This is a genomic window from Microcystis sp. M015S2 (assembly GCF_020245945.1).
Lineage (GTDB): Bacteria > Cyanobacteriota > Cyanobacteriia > Cyanobacteriales > Microcystaceae > Microcystis.
Genome location: NZ_JADBTX010000050.1, coordinates 14542 through 32314 on the forward strand (window position 1 = coordinate 14542; position 17773 = coordinate 32314).

The 17773-nt window shown below is 41.5% G+C and carries 20 protein-coding genes; 10 read left to right on the forward strand and 10 right to left on the reverse strand.

All coding sequences use genetic code 11. From position 1 onward, the window contains the following. Positions 1–6 precede the first annotated feature (6 nt). Entirely contained in the window at positions 7–786 is a 780-nt protein-coding gene (locus tag IM473_RS10280) for a Crp/Fnr family transcriptional regulator (protein WP_002794831.1), read from the reverse strand. A gap of 170 nt (positions 787–956) precedes the next feature. Between IM473_RS10280 and IM473_RS10285 the strand changes: the two genes are divergently transcribed. The 6 genes from IM473_RS10285 to hisH all read left to right on the forward strand — a co-directional run bounded on the left by IM473_RS10285 (position 957) and on the right by hisH (position 6079). Further along, positions 957–2000 (forward strand): sulfate ABC transporter substrate-binding protein, encoded by a 1044-nt coding sequence (locus tag IM473_RS10285; RefSeq protein WP_287657676.1) that lies wholly within the window; start codon positions 957–959, stop codon positions 1998–2000. A gap of 11 nt (positions 2001–2011) precedes the next feature. Beyond that, positions 2012–2353, forward strand: coding sequence for an NIL domain-containing protein (locus IM473_RS10290; protein ID WP_002802587.1), 342 nt, complete (start codon positions 2012–2014; stop codon positions 2351–2353). 19 nt (positions 2354–2372) lie between these two features. Then, on the forward strand, positions 2373–3215 hold the full coding sequence (gene cysT / locus IM473_RS10295; RefSeq protein WP_193959091.1) for a sulfate ABC transporter permease subunit CysT: 843 nt from the start codon (positions 2373–2375) through the stop codon (positions 3213–3215). A 40-nt stretch (positions 3216–3255) separates the two neighbouring features. Then, positions 3256–4098, forward strand: coding sequence for a sulfate ABC transporter permease subunit CysW (gene cysW, locus IM473_RS10300; protein WP_002802588.1), 843 nt, complete (start codon positions 3256–3258; stop codon positions 4096–4098). A 15-nt stretch (positions 4099–4113) separates the two neighbouring features. Then, the gene (locus IM473_RS10305; protein WP_287657677.1) at positions 4114–5154 is read left to right on the forward strand and encodes a sulfate/molybdate ABC transporter ATP-binding protein; all 1041 of its coding nucleotides are present in this window, start codon (positions 4114–4116) and stop codon (positions 5152–5154) included. A gap of 286 nt (positions 5155–5440) precedes the next feature. Beyond that, positions 5441–6079 (forward strand): imidazole glycerol phosphate synthase subunit HisH, encoded by a 639-nt coding sequence (gene hisH / locus IM473_RS10310; RefSeq protein WP_287657678.1) that lies wholly within the window; start codon positions 5441–5443, stop codon positions 6077–6079. On the opposite strand, the gene IM473_RS10315 is transcribed toward hisH, so the two are convergent. Next, positions 6068–6820 carry an ABC transporter ATP-binding protein gene (locus IM473_RS10315; RefSeq protein ID WP_287657680.1) on the reverse strand — a complete coding sequence of 251 codons (753 nt, stop codon included), beginning with the start codon at positions 6818–6820 and terminating at the stop codon, positions 6068–6070. The two genes, hisH and IM473_RS10315, sit on opposite strands and share 12 nt — an antisense overlap. 83 nt (positions 6821–6903) lie before the next feature. Further along, the gene (locus IM473_RS10320) at positions 6904–8019 is read right to left on the reverse strand and encodes a branched-chain amino acid ABC transporter permease (protein ID WP_287657681.1); all 1116 of its coding nucleotides are present in this window, start codon (positions 8017–8019) and stop codon (positions 6904–6906) included. Positions 8020–8220: 201 nt separating this feature from the next. Here IM473_RS10320 and IM473_RS10325 point away from each other — a divergent pair, with 201 nt between their 5' ends. After that, on the forward strand, positions 8221–8877 hold the full coding sequence (locus IM473_RS10325; RefSeq protein ID WP_130756602.1) for a response regulator transcription factor: 657 nt from the start codon (positions 8221–8223) through the stop codon (positions 8875–8877). A gap of 14 nt (positions 8878–8891) precedes the next feature. Here IM473_RS10325 and IM473_RS10330 read toward each other — a convergent pair whose 3' ends face one another. The 4 genes from IM473_RS10330 to IM473_RS10345 all read right to left on the reverse strand — a co-directional run bounded on the left by IM473_RS10330 (position 8892) and on the right by IM473_RS10345 (position 12336). Further along, positions 8892–9410 carry a low molecular weight protein-tyrosine-phosphatase gene (locus tag IM473_RS10330; RefSeq protein WP_287657683.1) on the reverse strand — a complete coding sequence of 173 codons (519 nt, stop codon included), beginning with the start codon at positions 9408–9410 and terminating at the stop codon, positions 8892–8894. Between the two features lie 2 nt (positions 9411–9412). Then, positions 9413–9706, reverse strand: coding sequence for a hypothetical protein (locus tag IM473_RS10335; protein WP_045361517.1), 294 nt, complete (start codon positions 9704–9706; stop codon positions 9413–9415). 153 nt (positions 9707–9859) lie between these two features. Then, positions 9860–10498, reverse strand: coding sequence for a DUF2834 domain-containing protein (locus IM473_RS10340; RefSeq protein WP_287657684.1), 639 nt, complete (start codon positions 10496–10498; stop codon positions 9860–9862). A gap of 245 nt (positions 10499–10743) precedes the next feature. Next, positions 10744–12336: a hypothetical protein gene (locus IM473_RS10345; RefSeq protein ID WP_287657686.1), complete on the reverse strand. Its 1593-nt coding sequence runs from the start codon at positions 12334–12336 to the stop codon at positions 10744–10746. A gap of 385 nt (positions 12337–12721) precedes the next feature. Between IM473_RS10345 and IM473_RS10350 the strand changes: the two genes are divergently transcribed. The 3 genes from IM473_RS10350 to IM473_RS10360 all read left to right on the forward strand — a co-directional run bounded on the left by IM473_RS10350 (position 12722) and on the right by IM473_RS10360 (position 14042). Beyond that, positions 12722–13018 carry a BrnT family toxin gene (locus IM473_RS10350; RefSeq protein WP_002784536.1) on the forward strand — a complete coding sequence of 99 codons (297 nt, stop codon included), beginning with the start codon at positions 12722–12724 and terminating at the stop codon, positions 13016–13018. Then, on the forward strand, positions 13008–13292 hold the full coding sequence (locus tag IM473_RS10355; protein WP_149989904.1) for a hypothetical protein: 285 nt from the start codon (positions 13008–13010) through the stop codon (positions 13290–13292). The genes IM473_RS10350 and IM473_RS10355 overlap by 11 nt, the downstream gene beginning before the upstream one ends. A gap of 63 nt (positions 13293–13355) precedes the next feature. Then, positions 13356–14042, forward strand: coding sequence for a hypothetical protein (locus IM473_RS10360; protein ID WP_287690433.1), 687 nt, complete (start codon positions 13356–13358; stop codon positions 14040–14042). 234 nt (positions 14043–14276) lie between these two features. Here the strand turns inward: IM473_RS10360 and uvrC are convergent, their stop codons facing one another. The 3 genes from uvrC to leuB all read right to left on the reverse strand — a co-directional run bounded on the left by uvrC (position 14277) and on the right by leuB (position 17661). Next, positions 14277–16154: an excinuclease ABC subunit UvrC gene (gene uvrC, locus IM473_RS10365; RefSeq protein WP_287657688.1), complete on the reverse strand. Its 1878-nt coding sequence runs from the start codon at positions 16152–16154 to the stop codon at positions 14277–14279. 81 nt (positions 16155–16235) lie between these two features. After that, positions 16236–16496 (reverse strand): hypothetical protein, encoded by a 261-nt coding sequence (locus tag IM473_RS10370; RefSeq protein WP_002734814.1) that lies wholly within the window; start codon positions 16494–16496, stop codon positions 16236–16238. Between the two features lie 79 nt (positions 16497–16575). After that, on the reverse strand, positions 16576–17661 hold the full coding sequence (leuB, locus tag IM473_RS10375) for a 3-isopropylmalate dehydrogenase (RefSeq protein ID WP_287657690.1): 1086 nt from the start codon (positions 17659–17661) through the stop codon (positions 16576–16578). Positions 17662–17773: the final 112 nt, after the last annotated feature.

The window sequence follows — 17773 nt, forward strand, 5'->3', positions numbered from 1 at the left end:
ACCTACTTATCTTAGGGGCCACCAATTAACTTTATCTCTGGTGGCACTGTAAACTTCTTTTAAACCCTCGGCATCCAGTACCCGAATTAAATCCCCCGTCGATTCTGAGGCAATTAATCCCACGTTTTGCAATCCTTTTAATACCTGTTCGACGGTGCGTTGATTGAGTTGACAAGCGCGAGCAATCACATCGACGGATAGATCAAAAGTATAGATATTTTCGGCATCTGGTTGACTGCCTAATTCTCTTTCTTGATAGATTAAGGCTCTCAGTAAAGTGGCTACAGCTTGGGGTGGATAGCTACTGCAATTAAGCAAATGATACTCGAATTTTTGCTGTAATTCAAATAAAAAACAGTACCGTTGACGAAAACTTTCGTTATCGTTGTAAATCTTTTCTAGCGCCGATAAGGGAATTTTCAGGACGTGGGTAGTTTTATAGGATTCCACCAAACAGGGAAAGGCGCGACTGGCTAAACCATAACTAAAGGGTAAACTCCTCATGCCAAAACAGCCACCGGGGTAGGTAATGGCAATAATCCGGTCGAGGGGGGTGCTGCGGACGACGATTACACCCTCATTCAAAATCACATACAAAACATCTAGAAATTCATCGGGGAGAAAAGCCGTATAGACGGGACGATTGGAAAATAGCGTCTCTAGCTTGAGATTGTCGGCATCGAGATACTGACTTAACCAAGCCTCCTCTAGTCCGCGAAAGAGAAAACTCTGGTTAATCAGTTGTTGTAGGAGGGTTGTTTTTTTGGCTTTGACGCTCTTGCCCATAGTCTCAAACCTAGATGTAGCACTGATTCCATCTTCTCACAGTTTCCCTTGTTATCACCTTATTTCCAATTTGTTTTATAAATGTATTGAAATTTTGTTTCCCATGCTGTAGGATTAAACTACACCTGAAAACAGATACAACCTCAGAGTAAAGCTTAGGAGCGCCGCCGATGCAGTCATCCCAGTCTTGTTTATCCCTACTCATGGCAACTGTCCTGACGGGAGGAATGCTGGCATCTTGTACCCCATCCCCCACCAATAGCGGCAATGACAGCCAAAAACCCGTGACTGTGACACTTGTTTCCTATGCTGTCACCCAAAGTGCCTACGAAAAAATCATTCCCAAATTTGTCGAGGAATGGCAACAAAAAACGGGGCAAAAAGTCACTTTTGAACAGAGTTATGGCGGTTCCGGTTCCCAAACTCGTGCCGTTATCGATGGTTTAGAAGCGGATGTGGTAGCGTTGGCTTTAGCTTTGGATACCAAGAAAATTGAGCAAGCGGGATTAATTCAACCCGGTTGGGAAAAAGAAGCACCCAATGACTCTATTGTTCATAAATCTGTAGTGGCTTTTGTCCCTCGCGATGCCAATATTAAAATTAATAAATGGTCAGATTTAGCCAAGGATAATATTAAAGTTATTACCGCTAATCCCAAGACTTCCGGCGGAGCGCGCTGGAATTTTCTCGCTCTTTGGGGTTCGGTGACACAAGCGGGAGGCAGTGAGCAAGCGGCGCAAACTTTTGTCGAAAAAGTGTTTAAAAATGCGCCAGTTTTACCTAGAGATGCTCGCGAATCTAGTGATGTATTTTTTAAACAAGGCCAGGGAAATGTGCTGATTAATTACGAAAATGAGATGATTCTCGCTAACCAAAAAGGCGAGAATTTAGCTTATACTGTTCCCACCGATTACAATATTTCTATTGATAATCCCGTGGCGGTTGTTGATGCCAATGTGGATAAAAAAGGTACGAGAAAAGTGGCCGAGGCCTTTGTGCAGTTTTTATTTACTCCCGCAGCCCAAAGAGAATTTGCTCAGGTGGGGTTTCGTCCCGTTGAACCGACGATAGTTAAAGAGTTTGAGAGTAAATTTCCTCAGATAAAAAATCTCTTTACCGTGCAGGATTTAGGCGGTTGGGATAAGGTACAAAAACAATTCTTTGAAGATGGAGCCTTGTTCGATAAAATTCTGACTAAAGCTGGTAAATCTTAAGGAGAAAAACCATGGATAATCAACCTCAATGGCAGACTATTAATCATCCCCAAAGTGACTTACATCTCGATCAATCTGGACTTGATCGCCCCACTTCCCGACGGATAAAAATTCGGGTTCCCAAACAATATATTAACGAGCCAATTATAGCACGTTTAGGGTCTTTTCCAGGTCTAAAAGTGAATATATTTTCCGCTTTGTTAGCTGCCAATAATAATCAAGATGGCTGGTTTGATCTACAACTACAAGGCAACTCTCAAGGTATAGAAAATGCCCTTTCCTATCTGGCAGATTTAGATGTAGAAGTTTGGTATGATTCAGCACAAGTTCTTGAAGAAGCGGACAATTGGTAATCTCTAGCAATAATAAACAATGGCTAACCCACAATTATCTTTATCTCCCAGTCAACCCCTGAAAAAAGTTTCTATTCCTTGGGTAATTACCATTAGTTATCTAGTGGTTTTGTTGGTTTTACCAGCAGCGGCACTATTTGCTAAATCCCTAACCCTTGGTTTTGCTGAATTTTGGCGTGTTGCCACTTTACCGATTTCTTTATCCGCTTACCAAGTCACTTTTTTGACTTCCTTAATTGCTGGATTAATTGACGGAGTTTTCGGCACTATTATCGCTTGGGTATTAGTGCGTTATCGATTCCCAGGTAAAAAAATTGTCGATGCTTGTGTAGATTTGCCCTTTGCTTTACCCACTTCTGTTGCTGGTTTAGTCCTCGCCACAGTTTACAGTGATAACGGTTGGCTCGGTCAATTTTTTGCCCCCTTTGGCATTAAGATATCCTTTACCATTTTAGGGGTTTTTGTGGCGATGTTATTTATCGCTTTACCCTTCATTGTCCGCACCTTACAGCCGGTTTTACAGGAAATGGAAAAAGAGGTAGAAGAAGCGGCTTTATCCCTCGGTGCTTCCTCTTGGCAAATCTTTTGGCGAGTGATTTTTCCCACAATACTACCCGCTATTTTAACAGGAGTTGCCCTCGGTTTTGCCAGAGCGATCGGTGAATATGGTTCTGTAGTTATTATCTCCTCTAATATCCCCTTTAAGGATTTAATTGCCCCAGTTTTAATCTTTCAAAGACTAGAGGAATATGATTACACGGGGGCGACAGTAATCGGCATGGTTTTATTGCTGGTTTCTCTGTTCATGTTAGTAGTAATTAATTTCCTGCAGCAATGGGGGCAAAAATACAGAGTTAAGTAAAGGGTAAAAAACATTAGAGTATAACCGGAGACAGATCAAAATGCTGAGTCTAAAAAAATCAACTAAACCGAAAGAGCGGGATTACAAACCCCTACTAATTATCATCGCTCTTGTCTATCTGGCACTATTATTATTTATTCCCGCAGCGGCAGTATTTTACTATGCTTTTCGCAATGGATTCCAAGCTTTTTTAGAAGCGGCGGGAACTTCTGACTTTATCGAAGCGGTAAGATTAACAGTAATTATTGCCCTAATTACTGTACCTTTAAACACAATTTTTGGACTTTGTGCCGCTTGGGTAATTGCTCGCAATCAATTTCGTGGTAAAACTTTATTAATTAGTTTAATTGACTTACCTTTTGCCGTTTCTCCCGTGGTAGCGGGTTTAATGATTGTACTGCTCTATGGGCGCAATGGTTGGTTAGGTTCTTTTCTAGAACTTTTCAGTATAAAAATACTTTTTGCTTTACCCGGAATGGTATTAGCAACTATATTTGTTACTATGCCTTTTGTGGCTAGAGAAGTTATCCCAGTCTTAGAAGAAATTGGCTTAGAACAAGAGGAAGCGGGGCGCACTTTAGGCGCAAATGATTGGCAGATTTTCTGGCGCGTCACTTTACCCAATATTCGTTGGGGATTGATGTACGGAGTGCTGTTAACTAATGCCCGGGCGATGGGAGAATTTGGGGCGGTTTCTGTGGTTTCTGGCAGTATTTTAGGGAGAACTGCTACCCTGCCAATTTTCGTAGAACAGGCTTATAAAAATTATCTCACTCCTGCCGCTTTTAGTGCGGCGGCTATTCTAGCTTTACTAGCGGGAGTTACTTTAATTATCAAAGAAATTCTCGAACGTAAAACCGCCCACAAAATTCACACTACTTAACTACAATTAACCTAAATGAGTATTACTATCCAGCAAGTTTCTAAACGTTTCGGCAATTTTCAAGCCTTAGATAATATCAGTTTAACCATTCCTGAAGGTAAATTAGTCGCCCTCCTCGGACCATCGGGATCGGGAAAATCCACCTTATTACGTTCAATTGCGGGATTAGAAAGTCCCGACAGTGGCGCAATTATCATTAACGGGCAAGATACCACCCATCTGGATCCTAGACGGAGAAATATCGGCTTTGTTTTCCAACATTATGCCCTATTTAAACATTTAACTGTTCGTCAAAATATTGCTTTTGGTCTAGAAATTCGCCAGCAAAAATCGCCAGTAATTAAGAAAAAAGTTGAGGAATTATTAGAATTAATTCAATTACAAGGATTAGGCGATCGCTATCCCGCCCAATTATCGGGAGGACAACGGCAGCGAGTAGCTTTAGCCCGCGCTTTAGCCATTCAACCGAATGTATTATTATTAGATGAACCCTTTGGAGCTTTAGATGCAAAAGTTAGAAAAGAATTAAGGGTATGGCTGAGAAATTTACACGAAGAAGTTCACGTTACCAGTGTTTTTGTTACCCACGATCAAGAGGAAGCAATGGAAGTGGCCGATACGATTGTTGTGATGAATCATGGTAAAATTGAACAGGTGGGTTCTCCCGCCGAAATTTATGATCATCCCGCCACACCTTTTGTGATGCAGTTTATTGGGGAAGTGAATATCTTACCTAATCTAGCAGGATTAGGAAATGGGCATCATCAGGGGCATAATTCCACCGTTTTTATCCGTCCCCACGACCTGGAAATTATGCCCAATCAAGATGGGTTGAATAGTTGGGCAGTGGTAAAAAGAGTTATTCATTTAGGCTGGGAAATACAAGTAGAATTAATGTTAGCCGATGGGGAAATGGTGGTGGCTTACCTCAATCGTGAGGAATACAAGCAATTACAGTTACAACCAGAACAAACGGTACATTTAAAACCGAGAAAAGCGACCTTACTCACTGATTTTGACAATAAAAGTGAGAAAGTTATCGATTATTCAATTTAAAAACTTTAGTTGTGTTACAGCTTTTCTCATCAAGATAAAGTTTAACCAGAGGTTCATCGACTAGGGAAGACAATCTCTCGGCTGGCTGTAATTCTGGCGAAAGCGATTGTCAAGGATTGAGATGGCCCTGTGTTTGTTGTGGGAAAAGGGTTTTATCAGTTATGCAGGGCTGATTTGTAAGTAGCTGGTTGCGGGTTCAAATCCCATTTAACAACTTTTGAGTCAAGGGCTAATTTAGTAGTGTGATTGCTCTAAAATAAGGTCATCGCCTGATCAGTATATAGCAATGACCTTAATCGCTGTCATCGATTATGACATGGGAAATCTGCACTCTGCCTGTAAAGGACTGGAAACCGTGGGTGCAGTGCCGAAAATTACCGATTCTCCCCTAGATCTGGAAAAAGCTGACGCTATTGTGTTACCCGGAGTCGGTTCTTTTGATCCTGCTGTCCGGCAAATTCGCGCTCGTCATCTCGAAAAACCGATCAAAGCGGCGATCGCTAATGGTAAACCCTTTCTCGGTATCTGTCTCGGTTTACAAATTCTCTTTGACTCATCGGAGGAAGGACAAGAGGCGGGTTTAGGGATTATTCCGGGGACAGTGCGCCGTTTTCGCTCGGAACCGGGCATTACCATTCCCCACATGGGTTGGAATCAATTAGACTTCACCCAGCCGGATCATGCTCTTTGGCAGGGATTACCCCCCCATCCTCACGTCTATTTTGTCCATTCCTATTATGTCGATCCCCTTGATAGTCATCTGACTGCCGCTACCGTCACCCACGGCAGTCAAACGGTGACAGCAGCGATCGCTCGTGATCGTTTGGTAGCGGTGCAGTTTCACCCGGAAAAATCCTCGACTAATGGCTTAAAAATTCTGGCTAACTTTGTTGAACAGGTGCAAAAATTAGCTTTAGTCTCCTAAATAAGCCTTTAAAACCCGCTCGTTTTTTTGGATTTCGCTGGGAATGCCATCGGCTAAATTTGTCCCTTCTGCTAATACCCAAACGTAGTGACAAAGGGACATAATCACATCCATATTATGCTCGATAATTAAAAAGGTAATTCCCTGACGATTCCATTCAATAATATGGTCGCTGATTTGACCGATTAAAGTGGGATTAACTCCGGCGGCTGGTTCATCTAATAAAATTAATTTTGGCTCGGTCATTAGCGCTCGGCCAATCTCTAATAATTTCCGCTGTCCTCCCGATAAAGCTCCCGCATAATCCTGCGCTTTCTCTACCAGACCGATCGAATCTAATATGTCCAAAGCTTTGTCACGATTTTCCTGTTCCTGTTGGCGAATTTTTGCCCCCTGAAACCAGACTTTCAGAAAATTTTCTCCCGTTTGTCCAGGACTAGCTAAGAGCATATTTTCTAACACCGTTAATCGGGATAATACCCTGGCGACTTGAAAAGTTCTCACACATCCTTTCAGGGCAATTTGATAGGGAGGCAGCTGATGAATGGGCTGACCATCAAGAAAAACTTCTCCTTTATCCGGGCGAATAAAATTAGATAAAAGGTTAAAAAGTGTAGTTTTGCCGGCTCCATTTGGTCCGATTAACCCGGTGATGCTGCCCTGCGGCACCTCCAAATAAGCATTATTGACGGCGCGAATGCCCCCAAAACTTTTCGATAATCCTTTGGCAGAAAGTAACATATATGAATTATGAATTATGAATTATGAATTATGAAGTGTTTTCAGTAAACAGTGAACTGATAACTGATAACTGATAACTGAAATTATTTTCCCAAAGTTAACTCCTCTTTTTTGCCGAGGATACCCTGGGGGCGCCAGATCATTAAAACCATGAGCAGCAGACCGATAATCATAATCCGTAAAGCCCCTAATTGGCTATCATTAAAAATATCTAATTGGGGTAGAATAAAGCGAGTCAGGGAATCGTAAGCCCAGAAAATTATTGATCCTAGTAAGGTGCCGGCATTGCTACCAGAGCCACCGAGAATGATAATAATCCAAGCGTTAAAAGTCAATAACGGTTCAAAATTAGTCGGGTAAATAGTGGTTAATTGCCAGGCTAAAAAAGCCCCGGCCAAACCAGCGATCGCACCGCCTAACATCAAAGATTGTAACTTATACCAAAAGACATTTTTTCCCAAAGCCCGGGGAATTTCTTCATCTTCCCGAATCGCTTTGAGGATGCGTCCCCAAGGCGATCGCAAAAGTAATTCTAAACCAGTATAAACGAGAGCGAGGAGGACTAAAACTACCACCATCAGCCCCGCTTTGTAATTATAGTCATTCAAGGCAATTACGCCGTTTATATACAGAAAAAGCAGTATTATCGCCCCTAACAACCCCCAAAAGATTAAAGCTCTCTTTTGCGTCGGTTGATAGCTTTTACCGCTAATTTGCCCAGCTTCGCGCCATTGTCGTTGCAGATTGCGCCCCAATTGCCAGAGAGCAAAAATAGCAAGCAGGGTAAACAGGGCAATAATTAATAATTTAACGGAAAAACTGGGATTTATATCCAAAGGTAGGGGATAACGTTGTAGTCCGAAACTGCCTTTCGTTAACCAATCCTCGTTAAGCACCAGCAAACGAATTAACTCAGACACCCCGATGGTGACAATCGCTAGATAATCGGCTCTTAATCTCAGGGTGGAAAAACCGATAGCTAATCCCAACAATGCCCCTAGGATCGCTCCGACAATGGCGGCAAAAATCATCGGTACACCCTGTAAAGTTAATAAAACCGTTGCATAAGCCCCTAAAGTGGCAAAAGCAACGTGACCAAAGTTAATTAAGCCAGTAAATCCCCATTGTAGATTTAAACCGAGGGCAAAAATTGCGTAAATACCCGCCCAAATTGTCAGGGAAACTAAATAATCTGTCATCTTAAGTAAAAAGTAAACAAGGGGTTGGGGGAGTGGGGAGATGGGGAGAAAAAAGCTAAAAACTCACATCTGATCACTGAAAAAACTGGTTACTGCTAGTATAATATCAGTTGCAACCGCCTCTGTAGCTTGATGGACAATTGTGACGAGCGGAGGGTGCTAGGCTATCAATACTGAAAAAACCTTGTCCTGTTAATTTCTATGCCTCTTTTGATTCTAATTGCCGATGATGACCCCGGTATCCGCCTAGCGGTCAAAGACTATTTAGAATTAGCAGGTTATAGTGTGGTGGCTGCGAGCAATGGTTTGGAAGCTTTGAATTTATTGGATACCTATCATCCCCATCTTTTGGTATCGGATATCAAAATGCCGCGTTTAGACGGTTATTCTTTGGTGACTAAGGTGCGGCAACAGCCAGAATTTAGGTTATTACCAGTAATTTTTTTAACCGAAAGAGGGTCAACAGAGGAAAGAATTCGCGGTTATCAAGTGGGTTGTGATATCTATCTTCCTAAACCTTTTGAGATGGAGGAATTAAAAGCGGTTATTCGCAATCTTTTAGAGCGAGCGCAAATGGTGCAAAGTGAACGTCAATATCAGAAATTAAAACCGGAAGAAAGCCCCAAAACTAGGGATGTTTTAACTTCTTCTTTACAGGACGATTTTAAGTTAACTAATCGCGAGCGGGAAGTGTTAGAACATTTAGCCCGGGGACTTTCTAATAGTGAAATTGGGCAAAAACTGCATCTTAGTTCTCGCACGATCGAGAAATATGTTAGTAGTTTACTCAGAAAAACAATTACTAACAATCGGGCCGAATTGGTTCGTTTTTCCCTCGAACATAGATTAATCGATTAGCTGAAAGAAAAAACTTAAATTTTGTTTTTTACTTCCTCCAAAAGACTGCCACAGGAGTCTAAAAGTAGCTCGATTACGCGGTCAAAACCTTCACGACCACCGTAGTAGGGATCGGGAACTTCTTTTTCTGGGTGATAACGGGAATAGTCACACATTAACTTGACCTTTTCTTGATATTTTCCTGTCCAATCTAGGGATAAAATATCTTGATAATTTGATTTATCCATGGCTAGGATTAGATCAAAATTATCGAAATCCTCGCGGGTAAATTGTCTGGCTGTCCCTTGCAGAGGAATACCTCGTTTTTTGGCCGCCGTATTCATGCGAGAATCAGGAGGAGAACCGATATGATAACCGGCAGTCCCCGCAGAATCACAGAGGATTTTATTGCCTAATCCTTCTTGTTCAATCAGATAATTCATGATATTCTCGGCAGCGGGAGAACGACAGATATTGCCTAAACAGACGAAGAGTAGTTTATAGGGCATAAATTCACTGGTAGAATCATCACTAAATTGCCAATTATAGGGCATTTTTAACATCCCGATAAAGATTTATCCTCAAAAAACTCCTCGCTGTCCATTAACCTAATTTTGGCTAATCCCAAGCTTTCTAAATAATCTTGCCACCCTTGAGGAGTATCTTCGATCGCTAATAATCCTAATACCCTAGCTACGTCTGCTACCCAGGGTAGGGTGTGAATTCTATAACCCTGCCAGTTTACTTCTAAGGATAACCAAGCGGGAATCTCTTGGGGGTTAAATTGTTGGCAGGCAAGATAATCAGCCTGAAAGCAGTAAATCCGAGGGGGTTTTTGACTCTCTAACAAGGTTAAACACTCCTTCTAATCTGGACATTAATCTCTTGACTCGTATTTTAGGGGAACCTCAGCATAATTTCTGTTAAATATGAACTTCTCTTGTCAAGAAATAGTTAAAAAACAACTGATAACTAGGCCGAGTTTCCCCAAGGCAATTTACCCTTAATTCTCCCCTAAGCGAGGACGAATAATTAAATAAATTGCCGGACCGACTAGCGGCAATAGGGAAATTACCGGCAACAGGAAAGGATTTTTTAATCCCCGTCGGGTTAGATCATCTTGCAGCAAAATTGGACATAATAGGGTTAAAAGACAGAAATCTAAACTCATAACATGAATAAAACGGCTAGTTTGCCACTGATGCCAAAAATCAGACCAATTGCCGTTAATTAATCCGTAAGCGATTAAAATTGCCGCAGTAATTAGGGCAATTACTCCTAACCAAGGTGAGTCTAAAAGTTTAATGACCAGATTTTTTTTGCCGGTAAAATTGCTGTTGGGTTGACGGAGAGTTAGATAGGGTAAAATAGCGAAAGCACCCACGGCAAAGGAGGCAAAAGTAAAGGGCCAAGCGATGATTTTTTGGTCACGACCATCGATAATTAAAAGGCTAGTGTAGATAAGTGGCCAAACTCCCATCAGGTTAAAAAGAGCGATAATTAACGGGTTAATATTTTGCCATTTGCCAGTGGAAAGATCGATAATTAAATTTATTGTATCTGGTTGATCGGGTGGTGCTAGTAAAAAAGCGTATAATCCGAAGCCTAACCAAAGTAAACCGAGAATAATTTTTGTTAACATGGGAGTAGATAATTAGATTAATTGAGTAATGGGGTTTCAGCATATATTTTACTAGAAAAGTGATCAAAAGATCAAGCAAGATTACCTGATCAATGATCACTAAGTAGGTAGGCGTTAAAAATTATCAGATGCCCCCTTATTAAGGGGATATCCCCCCGCCTATCGGCACCCCCCTTATCAAGGGGGGCAGGGGGGATCGAACCTAAAATCCATTTTTAATTTAATTATAACCAGCTACTTAATTTTTAGGGAAGACGACGAGGATTCATGGTTTCTCCTGGGGTAATTTCTGCACTTTTGGAGTGGAGTAAGCGAGTTTGTTCGAGGATAGTTTCTAAGTCTTCATCCGAGAATTCTTGTACATAGTTTAATTTGACTTCTTCTAGGAAGATAATTAATAACATCTCGATTCTTTCTAGACTGTGACGGGATTGTAATTCCCCGGCGAGAGATTGCCCGAAACGTTGGACTAATTGCTGCAATAAACGCTCAAAAACTTCGTCTTCCTGGGTAATCTTGTCAGCTATATTAACAAAGGATTGATACAATTGACTAGATAGACGATTACTCAAGTCAGTTTTTAACCCTTTCATGCCGGGTAATCGCAATAAGCTCTGATACGCAGGAGTTTGACTGAGAATTTTCTCGATATTGTATTTAATTAAAGCTTCTGCTTCCGGTTTAACTTGCGGTAAAACCTTATCAACGGTACTATTAACTACTAACCGAAAAATTTCGATAACTTCATTAGTATCATTGAGATTATTATATCCACCACTAAGGGATTGATCGAGAAATTTCTCCACTTGTCCCCGTCGGATATATTCCTGTATTTGATTAATAATTCTCAGGAATATTATCTCAGTAATATCTTTAGAAATTAGCGCAACTAAACCTTTAACTGCCTGTTCTTTAATCAACTTTAAGTTAATAATTTTAACTTGGTCTAGGCGAATAACGGTAGGAATAAATCGCAACCATCTCCAGATAGGAACAAACAGAAAAATATCATACCATCGCCATAACATAGCCTCGCGCCAACGTAGGCCTTTATGAGTGCGAGCAATCCACCAAGTTCTCAGCATAAATTCCCAGAAAAAGATGGTACCAAAGAAAAAATCGATCACCTCAAAGTTATCTATCGGTCTCCCATCTTCTCCTAGAGGACGAAAATAATTAGTTTCTATTAAAGGTTGAATTTCTTGATTGAAAAATTTCAACTCTTTTTCCCAGCCATTTTGACTGAGATAATCCCAAGTCCAAAACTTCTGAAAGGCTGCTTTTGCGGAAACATTTTCTGTTTTAAAAACCCGCAAGCGCATTTTATTTTTAATCTTTTCTAAAGTCCCAGTTTTCTCGGCCGAGGCAAAGGGATTATTATCGATCATATCGACACTTTTTTGGCGTAAATTTGCTAAAATTTTCTCAATCTCTTGGCGATATTCTTGCAGATTAAACTCTGGGTTAAAGACCTTTTGATTAATTATTTCATTAAGTTTATCAACCGTAGCTAAATATTCGCTGGTACTGCGATAGGGTTTAATCCCTTTCACCACATCATACTTAGCAATTCCTTTAACAAAGGGAATTTCTAGGGGTTTATCGGGAGGTATTTGTAATTCTTGAAAGGAAATCGGACCGAGTTTTATTGGTTCATTAAATCTTAATAAAGTTATTTGCAAGCGTCCCTGTAACCAAAAATCTCGCAGGGGAATATAAGTTAAATCGAAAATAACCAGAATATAATTACATAACACCAATAGGGCCATGCAAGTCTCAAAGAGATTGCGCGGGGAAAAACGACGGTTTCTGCTCACGGGGTTTTTAGTCAAAGTCATTAGCCTAGAAAGCACACTTTGACTATGGTAAACCGAAAACGCCTAATTTTTTTACCTGAAAGCGATATAAGTAGTTAAAAAAGGAGCGGTTAAACTTAGTTCTGCCTCAGCAATTAATAGATGTAGTCTTCTATTCTGTGATAGCATCCTAGCAGATTCAGTTAAGTAGTTAGCTACAGCTTCTTTGGCAAGAACATTTTTATTATAAGTCGGTAAGTCGCAGATTAGCATAAAATTACCCTGAATTGATTTTTATCTGTCAATAAGCCTAGAGCCTCGTAGGGTGTTTTTCCTTGCGTCAACCCAACCTATAATAATTGCTGCTCTCGTAGGGTGTGTTAATAAAGTATTGACAATGTAAATACATCCTGCCTATACTACAAGTATGGATGTCTATTTTGTCCTCAGTGGCATTACTTTTGTTTGGAATGACGAGAAATCTAGGATTAACCCGATCAACCATGACGGTATTACGTTTCAGCAAGCAGCAGAAGTCTTCTTCGATCCACTGCTGGTTGTTGTTGATGCAAGTCGCAATGATGAGGCACGAGATGCGATCATTGGGTTAGATAGACGGTGGAATCTCCTGTACGTCGTTTATATTGAGCGTGAAAACGACATCATTCGGATCATTTCGGCTCGCAAAGCCACACGCAAGGAACGTGAGTATTATGAAAGTTGAGGCATTAAAAAAACGACTGGAGAAAAATCGCCCTATGACTACAATCACGATTCGTATTCCCGAAGATGTGATTGAAGATTTAAAGCGGGTTGCACCGTTGCTTGGTTTCTCTGGTTATCAACCTTTGATCCGTGCTTACATTGGACAAGGGCTGCGTGCGGATTTGGAGCGTCTAGAGGGAGATACAATTTCTGCTCTCGTTGCTAGTTTGAAGCGTCATGGTGTAAGTGATGAACTGCTGCAAGAAGCGTTGAGTGAAATTACTCCGCGTTAGTCTAGGTTTTCAGTTGTAGTGCCTGTATTATACTCAATAAATGACCAAAGATTATTGTCAGGAGTGACTTTAAAAATGCGACCAGATTTGCAAGAACTAGAAATCACGCTAGGAGAGTTAAAAAGATTAACTGGATTTAATTGGCAGAGATATCAAAAATCAAAAAGAGTATATCTGTTGCGTCCAATAAGGACAATATTGTTTTTGCAAATGTATTTATTGGGTATGCTAGGTTCATTTTTTGGAATTGGTGCTTTCGCGGCACTAATCGAGTTTTTTTATTCTCCTTATTCTCCTGCTCGTGGTGATAGACTTTCGGCTGGTATTTTCTGCGCTTTATTCTCTATGTTCTTTTTTTGGCTACTGGGAAGGATTGGCAACGAATATAACAAAACAAATGTTTTTGGTAAAGAAATCAATCAGTATTATCAACTTATCTTAAACATTAATACTTTAGATGAATTAGAAGCAGTGGGTAATCCCGTTAAATTAAATGAAAGAGAGAAAGTTTTAGAAGCATTAAGAATTAATCGGGAAAATCTGGTTCGAGCTTTACAAACAGAACGAATTTTGAGAGAAAATCCCCAATTTAGACCAGAACAATTTAATATTGATTTAAGTGGTTTGAGATCCTTACAAGCAAGCGAAAAAGCCACAGAATACGGTAGATTTTTAGATGAAGCCTTACAAATTGGTGTTAGCGTACAAACAGAGATGAGAAAACTAGAAAATAAACGTTTGGGTTTATAGTCGGCTCTCCATATTGTATATCTTGTCGGCTGCATTGAGGGTTAAAATTGGTTCTTTCTAATTGTTGCTAGAAATGGGTTATGATGTTTATATGTTTAGGGGCTAAAGGAGAAAAATCATGGTACATTGGTCACTAACCCTATCAGCAAAAATAGATCAACGGTTACGGCGTTATTGAAGATATTCTCATCATAACCCCCCGTCAAGCCTTAGATATTCTTCAACAGGTTATCCCTACCTAGGATGAAAATAATTATAAATTTCCTTAGCTAATTGTTCCCCAATTCCTGTCACCTGTTGCAATTGTTCTAGGGAAGCTTCGCGAATATAATCCAGAGAATGAAAATGAGCTAATAACTCTTTTTGTCGCTTAAAACCTAAACCCGGTATTTCATCCAGACGGGAACGGCGACTTTTTTGCATCCTTTGTTGTCGGTGAAAGCTAACAGCAAAGCGGTGCGCTTCATCCCTGACTCGACGCAATAATTGCACTCCGGGTTGTTCCTTATCCGTCTCTAAAGGAGAGGATTCCCCCGGTAAAAAAATCTCCTCTCTCTGTTTAGCTAAACTAACAACTTTTACCTGTTCTAATAAATTCATCTCCCCTAAAACTGCCACCACTGCTGATAATTGTCCTTTTCCCCCATCAATCATGACCAAATCGGGAAAATCATCACTTTCGGCAATATTATCGGGATTTTCGGCATAAAGACGGAAACGCCGGCGAATTACTTCTGCTAAACTGGCAAAATCATCGGAATGGCCGATTTTAACCTCGGGATTTTTGATTTTATAGTGACGATAATGTTGATTAGCGGCCACCCCATCGATAAACACCACTCCCGACGCGACTGCATTAGAACCCTGAATATGAGAAATATCATAACCCTCGATGCGGTGCGGCAGTGCCGGTAAATCGAGAATTACCGCTAAATCTTGCAAAGACTGTAAATCCCGGTCGGCGCTTCTTTTCGTCTTTTCTAACTCATAAAGAGCGTTTTTCTCGACCATAGCTAATAAATCCGCTTTACTTTGCCGTTGGGGGACAGTTAACTCGACTTTGCGACCTTTTTTTTCCCTTAACCACCCCGCTAACACCTCACCTTCCGGTAATTCGCAGGGTAACAGGATTTCGCTGGGAATTTCCACCCCTTCCACCGATAAATAATGTTCTTCTAGGACTTTTTGCAGGATTTCTCCCTCGTTTGCTGACTGACTATCGGCAAAAAATCCCAAACGTCCCACCAAACGACCAGAACGCACTTGGAATAATTGTATGCAACAATGCTGCTCGTCCTTAGCTAAAGCGATCGCGTCCCGGGATACGGTATCATCAGGTAAAGAGACTTTTTGATCGGTATTAAGAGCCTGTAATCCGCGAATTTGATCCCTAATCGTGGCCGCTTGTTCAAAATCTAGGTTTTCCGACGCTGCGAGCATCTTTGTCGCTAATTTCTCTAATAATTCCCCCGTCCTTCCCTGAAAAATCATCGCCACTTTCTGCAAGGTTTCTCGATAATCTTGGGGACTAATTAATTTTTGACAAACCCCCGGACAACGACCGATATCATAATTTAAACAGGGACGGTCTTTAAACAGAGGTTGGGGACGTTGACGCAGGGGAAAAGTGCGTTTAATTAGGTGTAAAGTGTGGCGCAGCAGCCTAGTATCGACGTAGGGACCATAATAACGGTCTTTTTGGTTATTTATCCTACGTTTGCGGGTGATAAAAATGCGCGGGTAGGTTTCCGACCAAGTAATACAAATGTATGGATATTTTTTATCGTCCTTGAGGAGAGTATTAAAATGGGGCTGATGTTGTTTAATTAGATTAGCTTCCAGGGCCAAGGATTCTGCTTCCGTGTCGGTGACGATAAATTCAATTTCCGTCACCTGTCGCACCATCAAAGCAATGCGGGGACTGAGGGGTTGACTGGGACGAAAATAGGAACGGACTCTAGACCGGAGTTTTTTGGATTTACCAATGTAGAGAATTTCGCCATTTTGGTCGCGCAGGAAGTACACCCCCGGTTCGAGGGGAATTTCCCGAAGACGATTTTCTAGGCGATCGAGGTCTTGGATTAGGGTAGAGTTAAGATTATTCCCGAACATTCTTTTATATTAGACAAAAAATTACGCCAGTGGGTATTAGCTGACGTTTGGCAAGATATTCGGGGCAAATCTTCACAAAAATTAATAGGCTTCCGATTCGATTTGCTTAATCGGGACGAAACATTCCCCGGGGAGAAGAATCGGTTTATTGTTAAAAATCAATTGGCCGCGATGATTGTCGCGGTTAATAGCGACACCGAAAGGACGTTTACTAACTCTGCTATTGAGGGTACAGTAGATGCGATAAATGCGTCTGGCCGCCCGTAAGACAGTAGGATCTAACAAAATTGGGATTTCCATATCGACACGTTGTTGTTCTGTTTTCTCAGATAGGGCCACCATATCACTCGTCTCCCCACGATTAAATTGACGTATTTATTAAATCAATGGTATATGACGATTTCGGAATTTGTCACTTTTGTTAGGATTCTAAAACTTTCAGGATGGCCCGGCCCATAGCTTGGCATCCCACTAAGGTCATACCTTCCGAGAAGATATCTCCGGTACGATAACCGAGGTCTAAGACTTTTTCTACGGCTTTTTCCAGTGCTGCTGCCGCTAAAGGCTGATTTAGCCCATATTTTAACATCATAGCAGCGCTGAGAATCTGGGCGATCGGATTGGCTTTATCTTGGCCGGCGATATCCGGGGCCGAACCGTGGACGGGTTCAAAAACTCCCACCCCAGCAGTCCCCAAACTAGCGGAGGGTAACATTCCGATACTACCGGTTAACATGGCCGCTTCATCGGAGAGAATATCACCGAATAAATTGCCCGTGACGATAGTATCAAATTGTTTGGGGGCCCGGACTAACTGCATGGCTGCGTTATCGACGTAGAGATGGGAAAGTTCCACATCGGGATAATTAGCAGCCATTTTCGTCATCCGGTCGCGCCAGAGTTGGGAAACATCAAGAACATTAGCTTTATCGACGGAACAGAGTTTCTTGCCGCGTTTTTGGGCAATTTCAAAGGCTACCTTAGCGATGCGGTCCACCTCCGACTCCAAGTAAACCATGGTATTTACACCGCATTTTTCTCCCGTTTCCGTCTCAAAAATCCCCTTCGGTTGACCGAAGTAGACACCCCCGGTCAATTCCCGGACGACCATGATATCCACTCCCTCGATAATCTCCCGTTTGAGAGTAGAAGCGTCGATTAATTGCGGAAAAATGGTGGCAGGACGCAAATTAGCAAAAAGACCTAAGCCAGCTCTTAAGCCTAATAATCCCGTTTCTGGCCTTTGCTGCCGGGGTAAATTATCCCATTTATAACCCCCGATAGCGGCCAAGAGAACAGCATCACTATTTTTACAGGCGCTCAGGGTTGCTTCGGGGAGGGGATTGCCGGTTTCATCAATGGCTGCCCCTCCAATTAAAGCGGTTTGGAAGTCAAACTGGAGGTCAAATTTTTTAGCGATGACTTTCAGTATCTCTACGGTGACAGCGAGGATTTCCGGCCCGATGCCATCGCCGGGTAGTAGGGTAATGCGATACTGTTGCGTCATAGTTCTAGAACGGTAAAATAGGTCGGACTCTTGATTATAACATAGTTAGGGTTGGCTGAATAAATCTAAAAACCTTGTTGGATAAGGCTTTTAGAATTGTTTCCCAGCAAAA

Coding starts and splice junctions, on each gene's coding strand:
- IM473_RS10280 (WP_002794831.1), bottom strand. CDS start 786: ATGGGCAAGAGCGTCAAAGCCAAAAAAACAACCCTCCTACAACAACTG.
- IM473_RS10285 (WP_287657676.1), top strand. CDS start 957: ATGCAGTCATCCCAGTCTTGTTTATCCCTACTCATGGCAACTGTCCTG.
- IM473_RS10290 (WP_002802587.1), top strand. CDS start 2,012: ATGGATAATCAACCTCAATGGCAGACTATTAATCATCCCCAAAGTGAC.
- cysT (WP_193959091.1), top strand. CDS start 2,373: ATGGCTAACCCACAATTATCTTTATCTCCCAGTCAACCCCTGAAAAAA.
- cysW (WP_002802588.1), top strand. CDS start 3,256: ATGCTGAGTCTAAAAAAATCAACTAAACCGAAAGAGCGGGATTACAAA.
- IM473_RS10305 (WP_287657677.1), top strand. CDS start 4,114: ATGAGTATTACTATCCAGCAAGTTTCTAAACGTTTCGGCAATTTTCAA.
- hisH (WP_287657678.1), top strand. CDS start 5,441: ATGACCTTAATCGCTGTCATCGATTATGACATGGGAAATCTGCACTCT.
- IM473_RS10315 (WP_287657680.1), bottom strand. CDS start 6,820: ATGTTACTTTCTGCCAAAGGATTATCGAAAAGTTTTGGGGGCATTCGC.
- IM473_RS10320 (WP_287657681.1), bottom strand. CDS start 8,019: ATGACAGATTATTTAGTTTCCCTGACAATTTGGGCGGGTATTTACGCA.
- IM473_RS10325 (WP_130756602.1), top strand. CDS start 8,221: ATGCCTCTTTTGATTCTAATTGCCGATGATGACCCCGGTATCCGCCTA.
- IM473_RS10330 (WP_287657683.1), bottom strand. CDS start 9,410: ATGCCCTATAATTGGCAATTTAGTGATGATTCTACCAGTGAATTTATG.
- IM473_RS10340 (WP_287657684.1), bottom strand. CDS start 10,498: ATGTTAACAAAAATTATTCTCGGTTTACTTTGGTTAGGCTTCGGATTA.
- IM473_RS10345 (WP_287657686.1), bottom strand. CDS start 12,336: ATGACTTTGACTAAAAACCCCGTGAGCAGAAACCGTCGTTTTTCCCCG.
- IM473_RS10350 (WP_002784536.1), top strand. CDS start 12,722: ATGGATGTCTATTTTGTCCTCAGTGGCATTACTTTTGTTTGGAATGAC.
- IM473_RS10355 (WP_149989904.1), top strand. CDS start 13,008: ATGAAAGTTGAGGCATTAAAAAAACGACTGGAGAAAAATCGCCCTATG.
- uvrC (WP_287657688.1), bottom strand. CDS start 16,154: ATGTTCGGGAATAATCTTAACTCTACCCTAATCCAAGACCTCGATCGC.
- IM473_RS10370 (WP_002734814.1), bottom strand. CDS start 16,496: ATGGTGGCCCTATCTGAGAAAACAGAACAACAACGTGTCGATATGGAA.
- leuB (WP_287657690.1), bottom strand. CDS start 17,661: ATGACGCAACAGTATCGCATTACCCTACTACCCGGCGATGGCATCGGG.